Genomic DNA, 13,800 nt, shown 5'->3' on the forward strand with positions numbered 1-13,800 from the left:
AATCCTCCAAAGATTATATTGTTATTTTAAACAGTAACTTTCGTTCCTGAAAATTCACCACTTACTGCCTTTACAATGCTATTTTCTTCATTCAATCCAAATACATACATTGGCATCTTATTTTCCATACACATAACAGAAGCAGTCAAATCTACTACCGCAAGTTTCTTGTCAATAACTTCCTGTATAGATACTTCGTCATATTTCACTGCATTTGGATTTACCTTCGGATCACTGTCATACACACCGTCAATTGCTTTTGCCAGGAAAATTCCTTCTGCTTCAATTTCAATTGCGCGCAAAACGGTTGCTGTATCGGTTGAAAAATAAGGATGACCTGTTCCGCCAGCGAAAAAGCATACCATTCCTTTGCCAAAATATTTGTTTGCTCTATCCTTAGAGAATAACTTTGTAAAAGAACCACATTCAAAAGGTGTCAGTACTTGTGTCATCATTCCAACAGAGCGGAATATTTCTGATACATAAATGCAATTCATAACTGTTGCCAACATACCTATCTGGTCTGCCTTGGTTCTGTCAATTGTCTCGCTTGTTCTTCCACGCCAGAAATTGCCGCCACCAATTACAATTCCAATCTCTGTTCCTGCATCTACAAGCTTTTTTACCTGTTTTGCCACTTCTGTAACAGTAGGCTCATCAAAACCAGTATGTTTTTCACCAGCTAAGGCTTCACCGCTTAACTTTAATAATATTCTTTTCATCCTATAAACCCTTCTTTTCATCAAAAAGGCTGTTTACATCTACATCCGCATAGCACTGAGAACAGAATCCTTCGATAACTGCTCCATTGTTAATCTGTACAGAACGAGATTTGATATTTCCCATAACAACTGCAGAAGTATCTACCACTACTGGTCCCTGTACATCGATATCACCTTTGATTGCACCTGCAATAACTGCACTGGAAGCAGAAATATTACCAATTACTACGGAACCAAGACCGATTTTTACTGTTCCAGTTGTTGTAATTTCACCCTCGATTTTTGCTGCATCTGCGAAAAATTCAGCTGCATCAGAGTTACCTTTGATGCTACCAGTTACTGTCATTTTTCCATTACAATGAACATTTCCATCAATTTTCCCGCGTAATTCAAAAGATCCTGTTGATTCCAAATTACCTGTTAAAGATGTTCCTTCGGTAATAATAGTTACTTCATCTGATACTTCTTTTGGCATATTATCTGTTGTTTCAGTATTCACAGTTTTTTCCTCCGTTTTTGTTTCTTCTACTGTTTTTGCTGCTTCTTCTTTCTGATTCTTTTCAATTACACTTTCCAATGTTTCTTCAGTTTCATCTACTTTTTCAAAAAGTCCTTCTAACTTTTCCAGTTCAGACTTTACATCTACTTCTTCTTCCAATGTATTTACACCAGTATCTGCCTGTTCCTGTTCTTCTTTTTTCTCTTCTTCTTTTACTTCTTCCCCTGGCATTAATTCATTGACTGCCTGTGAAAGGTCGTCCTTAAAATCTTTAAAAAAACTCATATATGTACCTCCATAATTTTATTTTACTTTACACTGTCAGCTGGTATATGCTGAATCAGCTTTGTATTTTCATCAATAGGCAGTAATTCAACGCCCATTGCCTGTAACTGATCTATCATCGGTCCTAACGCATCAACCGTAGTTCCTTTTGTAGCTGCATCATGCATCAAAACAATTGATGTATCATACTTTTCTACATCTGTAATAACATTCTGAACCAATTCATCTGCTGTATATGCCTGGCTGGTTGCATCTCCACTGGCTACATTCCAATCATAGTATGTAATTCCTTCCTGATTCAGATAACGAATAAATTCCGTCATATCAATATTGCTTACCTGATTGCTGCTTCCTCCAGGAAAACGCATGATATTCGGCTCTACACCTGTTATCTCCGCAAGATAACTACGCAAATGATTCACATCTTCTTCAAAAGCATCCAAAGAATCATATATTACACTATACTTATGCGTAAATGAATGCATTCCCAATGTATGTCCCTCTGCAATTATTCGCTGATACAGTGCTTTTGATTCTTCATCTTCCTTTCCTATTACAAAAAAGGTTGCTTTGACATTTTTTTCTTTTAAAATGTCCAAAATCTTAGCGGTATTTTCACTTGGCCCATCATCAAACGTAAGATATACCTTCTGAGTTTGTCCTTCTACCTTCTTATTTCCAGTGTTTGCCTGCGCCTGTATTTGCGCATCTGTATTAGCCTCCGTACTCTGAACATCCGTAGTATCTGCCCCATTCTCCTGTGGCAAAGTACTATCTTGTGTTTGCTCTTTTTCCGGAACCGATGCACTTTTTGTATCTCCGCTTTCCGCTATCTGTTCAGCTGAAATCATTGATTCCGCTATCTTATCTACTTTGCTTTCTAACGAAAATAATTTTACCAATAATGTAACAATCAATATCATTGACATTAGTACCCACAATGCCAACGTCATTACAATTGTACTTTTGATTCTATTAATTCTTCGGCGACGCAAACGTTGCTCCCGTAATCCACCAGTTGCTTTATCTTCCATGTAATGCCCTCCCAAGATATTGTAACACATTTTTTTCAAAACGCATTAAAAATATGCGAAAAAATATGTACTATTTTTTCGCTTTTTTTTCAAAATATTCTGAAAATTTATCTTTTTATAAGCGAAGCGTTTTTTTGCAATAGGATATAATTTCCTATTACATGAAAAAAGAGCACTCCACTTTATATGGAATGCTCCTTTGGGTTCATCACTAATTATTTCAACTGTGCTGCTACTTCTGCTGCGAAATCTTCTTCTTTCTTTTCAATTCCTTCGCCTGTTTCAAAACGAACAAACTTCTTAACACTAACAGTTGTTCCAACTTCTTTAGATACCTGCTCTAAGTATTTTGCAACGGACTGTTTTCCGTCTTCAGCTTTTACATAAACCTGATCTAATAAGCAGATTTCTTTAAATTCTTTATTCAAACGTCCTTTAATCATTCCATCAATAACTTTTTCTGGTTTTTGGGATTCTTTTGGATCGTTCATAATCTGAGCACGAAGAATTTCTTCTTCATGTTTCTTATATTCATCACTGATTTCATTTTCAGAAACATACTTTGGATTTAAAGCTGCAATCTGCATTGCAATGTTTGTTAAAGCTTCTTTTACTGTATCATTTACAACAGAAGTTTCTGCTTCAACAACAACGCCGATTCTACCGCCACCATGTACATAAGAAACAACGCATCCGTTTTCTGCAACAACCTTTTCAAATCTTCTGATTGTAAGATTTTCACCGATTACTGCAACTTTTTCAATCAATGCATCCTTTACAGTCTTAGAAGTATCTGCATTCCAGTTTTCTGCCATAAATGCATCAATATCTGCTGCGTCAGATTCTACTGCCTGTTTTGCAACTGCACTTACGAACTCCTGGAAAGTTTCATTTTTAGCAACGAAGTCTGTTTCGGAGTTAACTTCTACAACTGCTGCTGTCTTATCATCTTTCATTACAACTGCACAAAGACCTTCTGCTGCTACTCTACCAGCTTTCTTTTCTGCCTTTGCCTGTCCATTTTTTCTTAAGAATTCAACTGCTGCTTCCATATCTCCATTAGTTTCATTTAAAGCTTTCTTGCAATCCATCATTCCTGCGCCAGTTGCTTCTCTTAATTCTTTTACCATTGCTGCTGTAATAGCCATCTTAATCTCCTCCATAAAATCCTATCTTTTAATTGAGGACAGGCAAAGCTGTCTGTCCTCTTACATTCTAATCTAATATTACAGATTCTTATGCTTCTTCGTTTACTTCTTCTTCTGCAAAAGTTTCATCTGTTTCAATTGTTCCCTGATTTGCTTCGATAACAGCATCTGCCATTTTAGCAACGATTAATTTTACTGCACGGATAGCATCATCGTTACCTGGGATTACATAATCTAATTCTTCTGGGTCACAGTTTGTATCACAAATACCGATAAGTGGAATTCCTAATGTATGTGCTTCCTGTACGCAGATTCTTTCTTTCTTAGGGTCTACAACGAAGATAGCATCTGGAATCTTCTTCATATCCTTGATTCCACCAAGGTTCTTTTCTAACTTATCCCATTCTTTCTTTAATTCATTAACTTCTTTCTTAGGTAATACATCGAAAGTTCCGTCTTCTGCCATTGTTTCGATTGCTTTTAATCTTGCAATACGGCTCTGAATGGTCTTGAAGTTTGTTAACATGCCACCTAACCATCTCTCGTTAACATAGAACATTCCACAACGCTCTGCTTCTGCCTTAATAGCATCCTGTGCCTGTTTCTTTGTTCCAACGAAAAGAATTGTACCGCCTTCTGCTGCGATATCAGAAACTGCCTTGTAAGCTTCATCAACTTTTCCTACAGACTTCTGTAAGTCAATGATATAAATACCATTTCTTTCTGTGTAGATGTATGGAGCCATTTTAGGATTCCATCTTCTTGTCTGATGTCCGAAATGAACACCTGCCTCTAATAACTGTTTCATTGAAATAACGCCCATTTTTCTTACCTCCATTGGTTAAATTCTTCCATACGCTTCTTACCAAAAAGCTACCGATAGGGCACCGGCTTTTCAGTCCACATATGTGTTTTTTGATTAATTGCCTCAAAGATTATATCACAAAGAATTTCTTCTGACAATACTTATTGTGCTTTTTCGCTTAAAATTTTAATAATTTCGTCCTGGCTTGCTCCCATAGGAATTTGATAGGTTCCAACCATAATATTTTCATCTTGCTTTGAATCTGTTAAATACTTGTTAAATGCTGTCGCATCAGGTATTAATCCGGCTTCAAATAATTTTTGACTTACCACATCTGAATATTCTCCCGGCAATACGTCAATGGTCTTTATCTCCGGTTCTGTTGCCACCGGCTGCTGTTGTGACTCATCCGGAAGAATTTGTCCTTCGTCTTGAACTTGAGGAATTGTATTATCCTGGCTATTATTTTCTTCTGCTCCATCCTCTGTTCCATCTTCCGCTTTATCGGAAGCATTTTCTTCCTGGTCATTTGTATCATTTGGCGTTTCCTCTTGTTTTTCTTCCATAACCATACCAAGAAGTCTCGCCCGTTCTATGATTTCGGCATCTGTTAATTTTTCTTTTTCTTTTCCTGATAAAGCAATTCCCATAATAATAGCTGTGCAGATAATTCCAACACCAAGTCCGCGTAAATAATATTTCAGTTTCATAGTATTATATATCTTCCTCTCTGAACAATCCTATTATCAATTTTACTTCTCCAACTCCCATATCCAGTTCTTTTGCAATTTCCACAGCATCCATTCCATCTTTATGCATTTGTAAAATCTGTTGTTTCTGATTTTTTTCCTGTACTTGCTGTTCTGTTTTTTCCTCTATCTCTTCGATAATTTTTGCTGTTTCTTCGGACGGTTCACTTTTTTCTAATGGTTGTTCTAAAAATTCCTGTGATTTTTCAATGGTCTGTTCTATGTTTCCCTGCAATTCTTCTAAATGAATTGCTAACTGTGCCATTTTTCCGGCATATGTTGTCAACTCAGAATGTTTATCATTTAGCATGCTATACAAGAACATAACTTCATTGTGGGTTTTATTGATAGATTCCAATACTGTATCTGAGTATTCACTGATTGCTTTGATTTTCTCATTTGTTTCTTTATCTAAAGCACGTTCTACTTCTTCCTTCGACTGTTCTATAGTTTCTTCAATTACCTCGTCAATTCTATCACTAATTTTTTGTTCTGCATCTTTCATACTGCGATCCATGATACGCTGTATTTCTTCCGAACTTAGTTCAGCCATCTTGCTTACTTCTTTATTCGAGAGTTTCTCCATGACAAAAAAGCTGGCAACCATCATAATAACACCTATTACGATTAAAACAATTTCTATTGCTGTCATAACTTCTACCTATATCTTGATATCAAATCCGCTTTTTACAGACTTTTCTATCACCTTTCCGTCTTTCTTTTTTTCCTTGTTTTTCTTCTTTTGTTGGTTTACATATTCGTTACTTCCCTTTTCTTTGGCATCGTAACGCTTTTGCTGATTTTCTGCATCATCTGCATGAGTAACCTGCTTCATATGATGTATCGTTTCTTTACTAAACTGTGTCTGAATATTTTGCTGCTCCATAAAGGGTTTATTGTCCTCATTTTGTTTCAGCGTACTAACATCTTGTGTTCTTTGAATCATTCCATTAAATTCAACAGGTCTGATTGACATCTAATCAACTCCTTCTATAACGGTTTTACCACTATCTCACCTTGTTTTTTCACAAACTTTGAATGAGATACTGTGCCTTTTACATTATAGCTAACATCAGATATCGTAATGGAAGCACCTTGATAAACGCTTCCCTTTACATTTACTTTTGCATCTGTTTCTAACTGAATTTCTTCGTGAAGCTTTACAAATTCTTCACGAACCTTTACTATTTCTTCCTGTTTTTCCTTATAGGTCTTGGCTACAGTTTGTACCTGTGCGATTGTGGCAGGATTAATTTTTTCTTTTTTTGCTACTCGCTCACTGTAATTCACAAGAATCGGTTTTAGTTTTTCCAGTTCCTTATTTGTATCTAATATCTGCTTCTGTAAGAAATTATATCTTTCTTTTACCTCTGGCGCAACTCCCACTTCAATCCTTGTGATAGTTCCCATATCAGAACCGATAGTCTGTGCCTCTACTAAACTTCCCGCACGAATTACACCACCTGTAACAAATCCCTTCTTCCCGCTTACGCGTATCTCGGTGGCTGCCGAAACCTGACTATGTAAAATAGAACCAGCCTCAATAAATCCTTCTGATATAACCGTAGCATTTTCAATGAATTTTGTAATAATGTTTCCTTTTGCTTCAACTTTTCCCTTATTCATTCCATGGATTCCACGCTTTACTATGATTTGACCACCTGCAAAAAGTACTGCGCCTTCTACTACTCCATCTATAACAATATCGCCTTTTGCTTTTACAGAAAATCCACTTTTTACATTTCCCTTTATAGAAACATTTCCATCATATGTAATATCACCGGTAGTATTATCTACATCAGCCGTCACTTCAAAAACATCTGACACGAACACTTTTCCATTTACCAGGCTTGCATGTCCTGTCACTTCTGAATAAATCTCCGTTTTATCTTCTGATATGGAGATATTGTTTCCATATTCTAACTTTTTGTTTTTTTCCTGTCTTGCCGGAATTGGAGTTCCGAAAACATCCTGTCCTGCACATCCTTTGACAGCTTCATGCAGTTTTGCCAAAACTTGTCCTTTTTCTACTCTGCTAATGGTATTTAAATCATGATAATCTACGGTACCATCTTCATTTTTCTTTGGTTTCAAATTAGGATTTGTATTAAAAAAATACTCAATTGTAGCATCTGTTCCATTTACCGGTGGTTTTCCTTTTGCTAAAACATAATTGGTACAATATTTTCTTTCTTTTAGAAATTTCTTTATTTCTTCTTCCTGAATACCCACAATGATTTTTAACATTCTTAATTCACTAAGAATATCTTCTTCTGTCATGTTTTTTCCATTATTGGATGGAGGATAAAACCGACAAAATGCCATCATTTTATCACTTGAGACATTTACTTCCATTGTTTCATTTTCATAAAGCCCGTTCCATTCACCAATATAAACTTCTTCTGAATCCTTTTCGCTATTTACAGCACTATTCACTGCTTTTAAATCATACTTATCAAATTTCTTTTCATCAAGGTACGCAATGACTTCTTTAATTTCTACCGGTTTTCCCTCTTCTTCCGGGGCATATACTACGAGAAACACTCCTGTTTCTCTCATATCCAACTTGAAATATCCATTTCTACCTTCCATAATCTCCTCCACGATTTCTATTAATCCGTTAATATCTCCATATAAGGTCCCATTACTTTTTTCATTTTGGTTAGTGCCTTTGTATGAAGCTGTGAAACACGCGATTCCGACACTTCTAAAATATTGCTGATTTCCTTTAAAGTAAGATTTTCATAATAATATAGTGTGATAACCTTTTGTTCTTTCTCTGTTAATACCTCTAAGGATTGTGCTAATACCCTTTTCAATTCCTCTTCTGCGACAGCATCTTCCGGCTGTGCAAAATGTGAATTTCCTCTGGCATCCATTACCGGTTCCAATCCTTGATCTACATATTCATTTAAAGAAACAAGATTCGTTATTTTTAACTGGGATTGCCAATTATTCAGTTCTTCTTCGCTTACTCCTATCTCCCTGGCAATTTCCTCGTCTTGAGCATTTCTTCCTGTTTCTGTTTCTATTTTGCGAATCGCTTCGTCAATCTTCTTTTGTTTTTGCCTTACTGTCCTTGGAATCCAATCCATTTTACGAATTTGATCTAAAATAGAACCACGAATTCTAAGGCTTGCATATGTCTCAAATTTTACTTCTTTATTTATATCGAATTTATCAATTGCATCTATCAATCCAAAAATTCCATATCCTACTAAATCATCGTATTCCACATTATATCCTAAATACATGCTCAGTCTTCCCGCTACAATCTTTACTAACGGTGCATACTCCACGATAATTTGCTCTCGTAACTCTGCTGATGGATTTTTAAAAAACTCTTCCCATAATTTTTCTCTTTCTGTTGTTTTCATTTAAAGCCCCCAAGATTTGGTTATTTCTCGGCCTGTGCTTCTTGTGTTCCCTGTGCTTTTTCCACAGTTTCTTCACTTTCTCCAGCCGTTTCACTTTCTTCAGCCTCTGTCTCCGACCCGGCATCTTCTACCTCTTCCTTGAAGTTCTTATCTAAAATTACTTTTACAACGCAGCCCGCAATATAAAATACGATTAGGACAATCACAAGAATTTTCAAAAACTGCATTGTTTCCATATGTGTTATAACAGCAACAATACTAACTACCAAACCGGCAATCAGCATAATCATTGCTGGTACTTGCTTTGTTTTCATTTGTCATCATCCTTTAAATTGTTTTTACTGTTTTTCCTACGGACTTAATACGGAATTCTCCTGTTTCTGTATAAAGCTCTACTGTTCGACCATAATTTAATCCGGTATCTTCTGCTTTTAATGGAATTCCCATTTGTTTTAATTTTGCCTTAGATGCAAGTGCATTTCTTTCTCCAACGTTACCTATCGCAGAAAGTCCACTTACTTCAAACATTTTTGCCCCGCCTGCTATTTTAGCAACCAATCTGCTCTTACTTGCTCCCGCAGCTACCATTCTTTTCACCAGTTCTTCAATTCCTGTATCTGCAAATTTTGCAATATTGGTATTATTTCTCATCTGTGTACTATCTGGCAACATAATATGCGCAAGCCCTCCGATTTTCGTTACGGGATCATACAATGCTATTCCAATACAAGAACCAAGTCCCAGCGTTGTAATCATATCTGGCGATTTGCATATATTCAAGTCTGCCATTCCTACTTTAATTGTAGCCATATACCTGCACTCCTTATATTTGGATTCCTAAAGATGTTAATATCTTATCATATGAATCAATATCAGGTAGTAATATGAAAAATCCCTGTATTTTCACATCATCCCCAAATTCTGTTTCAATCAAAAGAGCATTATCTCCAAACTGACCAAACTGTATTGCCGGTACACTTAAAATTGCTCCAGCCATATCAATTGCAAGGTATGGTACAGATGATGTAATACACATATTTGTCATCGTAGATAACGCTGATAAATAGGAACCTGAAATGATATTTCCAATTTCCTTTAATGCCGACAAGTCAATTTCATTAAATTCTTCATTGTAATCATCCGGTCTTCCCATTAAGCGATTTACTAAATAATGGGCTGAATCCATTTTTAATAAAAACATCATACTCCCGCTGATGTCACTTTCTACTTCCAGGTAAATTCCTGCAATGGTTTCTTCTTCTGCAGAAATTGCTGCCGGAAGTTCCTGAAATGTCAAAAGTTCAACTTTCGGTACATCCATATTTACTTTTAAATTAAGCATATTGGATATTGCTGTTGTTGCGTTTCCTGCACCTATGTTTCCTATCTCTCTCAACACGTCAACGTACATGTCATTTACTTGATTCAAATCAAACTTAGCCATACTGTCTCCATTTCTACTTTATTAGGAACAGGCTGTTGCCCACGTTTTAACGCTTCTGCAACAGCCTTTCATTTTCCAAAAGCTTATTTATGAATTTTCTTTTTCATCAATAATTGCATTAATATCAAAGAGTGAAATTAATTCTTCGCCGTGTTTTCCGATTCCATTGATGAAGTTGCTCTTTTCATCTTTTGCACTGGCTACCTTGTCAATTTCATCTTCGCCTAATGTTACAACTTCCTTCACTTCATCGATGATGATTCCAAGTGAACCCTGTTGTTCAACCTTTAAAATAATGATTCTGGAAGCATCTGTGAACTGATCTGGCTCTAATCCCATCTTGGTACGGATGCTCATAACCGGGACCACTTCTCCACGCAGATTGATAATGCCCGGAAAATAATTCTGTGCCTTTGGTACTCTTGTGATTTTTTGCATTCGAACAATATTATCTACATAACTAATATCTATTCCATACTGTTCGCTTCCAATTTTTACTACAATATACTGTTTTCTATCGTTTTCTAATACTGCTACATTGCTTGCCATGTTTGCGCACCCCCTACATCAATGCATTTGCATCTAAGATTAATGCCACTTCACCATCACCAAGGATTGTTGCGCCGCTAATAATCTTATTGTTGTTAATATATTTTCCAATAGATTTGATAACAATTTCTTGCTGTCCCATCAGATTATCTACTACAAGTCCAGCGAATTTTTCACCTTTCTTAACAATAACAACTGTTAAGCTTTCTTTTTCTTCCTCTGACGGTTCCATATCCAAAATCTTTTCCAAGCGAATTAACGGAATAACAGAACCACGAATATGGATTACTTCTTTGGCTTGTACATACTTAATTTCGCTAACAGGTATATCTTCAATTGTCTGAATAGAACCTAATGCAATTGCATATTTTTCATCGTGTACTTCTACCATCAAAGCCTGAATAATCGCAAGTGTCAATGGTAATCTTACAATGAATTTTGTTCCTTCGCCTAATACACTCTTAACTTCAACATCTCCGCCTAATGCTTCGATATTTGACTTTACAACATCAAGTCCTACACCACGACCGGAAATATCTGTGATTTGTTTTGCCATGGAAAAACTTGGCATGAACAAGAAATCAATAATTTCTTTCTGGCTCAGTGCTTCTGCCTGTTCCGGTGTAACCAAACCACGTTCAACAGCTTTTGCTTTAACACGTTCTGTATCGATTCCGTTACCGTCATCACTTACTTCGATAATAACGTTATTTCCTTCCTGGAATGCATTCAGGCAGATAGTTCCTTTTTCTGGTTTTCCTCGTTTTGCACGCACATCAGCGTTCTCCAGTCCATGGTCTGCTGAATTACGAAGTAAATGCTGTAATGGATCTCCAATCTGGTCTACAACTGTTCTGTCAAGCTCTGTATCTTCACCAGTCATAACCAGTTCCATTTCTTTATTTAATTTCTTAGATAAATCACGAATCATACGAGGGAACTTATTAACTACACTTTCAATAGGTACCATTCGCACTTTCATGACAGATTCATGCAAGTTTGTTGTGATTCTTTCCAGATATTCAATCTGTTCATGGAAAGTCTGACTCTGTAAACTGCTTCCCTCTGTACTGCTGATTGATACCAATGAGTTTTTAGCAATAATCAACTCACTTACCTGATTCATTAATGCATCCAGTTTTTCAATATCTACACGCACAGTACGGTTTGTAACAGGCTTTCCTCCATTTTGCTTTTTAGCAGGTGCTGCTTTTGCTTTTTGCTGGGTTGGTGCAGGTGCTGCCTTTTCTGTAGGTGCCGGAGTCGTTTGTGCTGCCTCTGCTGTTTCCTTTTTCTCTGCAGCGGCAATTAAGTCATTATATGTTACTTTTTCTCCTACCACTTCTGCAATTTCAGAAACCGTCTTAGATACTTCTATAATTTTCTCTAATGGTGCTTCTGTTTCCAAGAAAAAGCTGAAATCATTCTCAAACTTCTCATCTTCGATATCCTGAGAGCTTGGATAATATACTAAAATATCACCATAATCTTCTACTGCTTTAAACACTAAAAATGCACGAGCCGCTTTCAGCAAGCACTCTTCCTGAATATAAACTGTGATACCATATACATTTGCGCCACGTTCTTCTGCACTTTTAATGGCATCTTTTTCCTTTTCAGATAATTCTGCATTCTGATATTTCTTTTCATATCCATTCTGTGCTGCCGGCTCTTCTTTCTTTTCTTCTGCCGGTGCAGCTTTTTCTTCCGGTGCACTTCCGGTCTCTGCTGCTAAGATATCATTCAATTCCTGAATGATTGCTTCGTTGTCTTCTGTTCCTTCATCTGAACTTTCTTTTACGTTTTCCAAATATGCATCAATTGCATCTAAGCATTGGAATAATACGTCTACCAATCCGCTGGTAACCTTCATATTTCCACTGCGCACTTCCTGGAATACATTTTCCATATCATGAGTCAAGTGCTGCATACGCTTAAATCCCATTGTACCAGCCATTCCTTTTAATGAATGTGCTGCACGGAAAATCTCATTAATCGTATCCATATTTTCCGGATCTTTTTCCAGACTCATAATGCAGTCGGATAAGTTCTGCAAATGTTCATTTGTTTCATCAATAAAAATTTCAAGATATTGGCTTACATCCATTTTAATGTACCCCCACGTTCTTAATAATTGTTGGTGCTACTTCCGTTAATGGAACCACTTCGTCTACAACGCCGGATTCTGCAATTGATTTTGGCATACCATATACTACACACGTTTCGGCATTTTGGGCTATTACATGCAATGGCTTTTGTTCTTTCAAGGAAAGAATTCCTTTTGTTCCATCTGCTCCCATTCCAGTCAACACTACACAAACAATTTTGTCAAAATCTGTTGTGCGCAATGATTCATATGTAATGTTGGCACATGGCTTTAATCCACCTATTGCAGGTTCATCATTCAAATGAATCTTGTGTTCGCTGCCTCCTGCTTTTACCACTTCCATATGCTTTCCGCCTGGTGCGATATAAACCCATCCTTTTTTCAGTATATCTCCTTCTTCTGCTTCTTTTACGGAAATTTCACTGATTTCATTCAGACGTTCTGCCATGGACTTAGTAAACCCTTTCGGCATGTGCTGTACTAAAACCATTGGAGCATCCATATTCTTTGGAAGATATGGGATTACACTTTGAAGTGCTTTCGGTCCACCTGTGGAACATGCCAGCGCTACCAGTTTCTTTCCCGCTGCTACTGCTGATTTAGATGCGGAAACACTTTTTGTTATTACTGTTTTCGCTACCGGTTTTGCTGGTGCTGTAAAACTCTTTTGTGCATTTCCACTCTTCAATACAGCTTGTAGAACACTTAACAACTTTTGTTTGAAATCTTCGCCTTTGGCCTCTATGATATTATATGGTTTGGCAACAAAATCAACCGCTCCACGTTCCATTGCAAGCATGGTCACTTCTGCATCTTCTGTCGTAGTGGTGCTTACCATAATAACGGTTGCGTTAATATGCTCTTGTTGCAATTTTTCTAGTAATTCCAGTCCATCCATTCGCGGCATATTTACATCTAAAACAACTGCATCGTATTTCGTTGTTTTTAATTTTTCGTATGCCTCCAAGCCATCTCTACATACGTCATTTGCCTGAAATATACTATCTGTGTTTATTATATCACATATAACCCTTCTCATGAGTGCAGAGTCATCGACAACCAAAATATTCTTCTTCATATT

16 protein-coding genes are annotated in these 13,800 nt (G+C 36.7%); all 16 read right to left on the reverse strand.

The genetic code is table 11. From position 1 onward, the window contains the following. Positions 1-26: 26 nt before the first annotated feature. Positions 27-722: a UMP kinase gene (gene pyrH / locus KQI83_RS05110; protein ID WP_216555190.1), complete on the reverse strand. Its 696-nt coding sequence runs from the start codon at positions 720-722 to the stop codon at positions 27-29. Position 723: 1 nt separating this feature from the next. Beyond that, on the reverse strand, positions 724-1,506 hold the full coding sequence (locus tag KQI83_RS05115; RefSeq protein WP_216555191.1) for a polymer-forming cytoskeletal protein: 783 nt from the start codon (positions 1,504-1,506) through the stop codon (positions 724-726). A 23-nt stretch (positions 1,507-1,529) separates the two neighbouring features. Beyond that, entirely contained in the window at positions 1,530-2,540 is a 1,011-nt protein-coding gene (locus KQI83_RS05120) for a polysaccharide deacetylase family protein (protein WP_216555193.1), read from the reverse strand. Positions 2,541-2,755: 215 nt separating this feature from the next. Continuing rightward, positions 2,756-3,688, reverse strand: coding sequence for a translation elongation factor Ts (tsf, locus tag KQI83_RS05125; RefSeq protein ID WP_216555194.1), 933 nt, complete (start codon positions 3,686-3,688; stop codon positions 2,756-2,758). A gap of 88 nt (positions 3,689-3,776) precedes the next feature. Continuing rightward, positions 3,777-4,511, reverse strand: a complete 735-nt coding sequence (gene rpsB / locus KQI83_RS05130) for a 30S ribosomal protein S2 (protein WP_216555195.1) — start codon at positions 4,509-4,511, stop codon at positions 3,777-3,779. 143 nt (positions 4,512-4,654) lie between these two features. Continuing rightward, positions 4,655-5,203: a hypothetical protein gene (locus tag KQI83_RS05135; protein WP_216555196.1), complete on the reverse strand. Its 549-nt coding sequence runs from the start codon at positions 5,201-5,203 to the stop codon at positions 4,655-4,657. Positions 5,204-5,207: 4 nt separating this feature from the next. Further along, positions 5,208-5,894, reverse strand: a complete 687-nt coding sequence (locus KQI83_RS05140; protein WP_216555197.1) for a DUF6115 domain-containing protein — start codon at positions 5,892-5,894, stop codon at positions 5,208-5,210. Positions 5,895-5,903: 9 nt separating this feature from the next. Continuing rightward, positions 5,904-6,218, reverse strand: a complete 315-nt coding sequence (locus KQI83_RS05145; RefSeq protein WP_216555198.1) for a hypothetical protein — start codon at positions 6,216-6,218, stop codon at positions 5,904-5,906. 14 nt (positions 6,219-6,232) lie between these two features. Further along, positions 6,233-7,834, reverse strand: a complete 1,602-nt coding sequence (locus tag KQI83_RS05150; RefSeq protein WP_216555199.1) for a DUF342 domain-containing protein — start codon at positions 7,832-7,834, stop codon at positions 6,233-6,235. Positions 7,835-7,854: 20 nt separating this feature from the next. Next, a complete protein-coding gene (locus KQI83_RS05155) occupies positions 7,855-8,619 on the reverse strand; it encodes a FliA/WhiG family RNA polymerase sigma factor (RefSeq protein WP_216555201.1) in 765 nt (254 codons plus the stop codon). Positions 8,620-8,639: 20 nt separating this feature from the next. Further along, positions 8,640-8,933 (reverse strand): hypothetical protein, encoded by a 294-nt coding sequence (locus tag KQI83_RS05160; RefSeq protein ID WP_216555203.1) that lies wholly within the window; start codon positions 8,931-8,933, stop codon positions 8,640-8,642. 13 nt (positions 8,934-8,946) lie between these two features. Further along, complete coding sequence (locus KQI83_RS05165; RefSeq protein WP_216555205.1) at positions 8,947-9,429, reverse strand: chemotaxis protein CheD; 483 nt, start codon at positions 9,427-9,429, stop codon at positions 8,947-8,949. 13 nt (positions 9,430-9,442) lie between these two features. Then, a complete protein-coding gene (locus KQI83_RS05170; protein ID WP_216555207.1) occupies positions 9,443-10,063 on the reverse strand; it encodes a chemotaxis protein CheC in 621 nt (206 codons plus the stop codon). Between the two features lie 87 nt (positions 10,064-10,150). Next, a complete protein-coding gene (locus KQI83_RS05175; RefSeq protein WP_216555209.1) occupies positions 10,151-10,612 on the reverse strand; it encodes a chemotaxis protein CheW in 462 nt (153 codons plus the stop codon). A 13-nt stretch (positions 10,613-10,625) separates the two neighbouring features. Then, a complete protein-coding gene (locus KQI83_RS05180; protein ID WP_216555211.1) occupies positions 10,626-12,719 on the reverse strand; it encodes a chemotaxis protein CheA in 2,094 nt (697 codons plus the stop codon). 1 nt (position 12,720) lies between these two features. Next, the gene (locus tag KQI83_RS05185) at positions 12,721-13,797 is read right to left on the reverse strand and encodes a protein-glutamate methylesterase/protein-glutamine glutaminase (RefSeq protein ID WP_216555213.1); all 1,077 of its coding nucleotides are present in this window, start codon (positions 13,795-13,797) and stop codon (positions 12,721-12,723) included. Positions 13,798-13,800: the final 3 nt, after the last annotated feature.

The organism is Roseburia sp. MSJ-14, from assembly GCF_018918225.1.
In the GTDB taxonomy this organism is placed as follows: domain Bacteria; phylum Bacillota; class Clostridia; order Lachnospirales; family Lachnospiraceae; genus Petralouisia.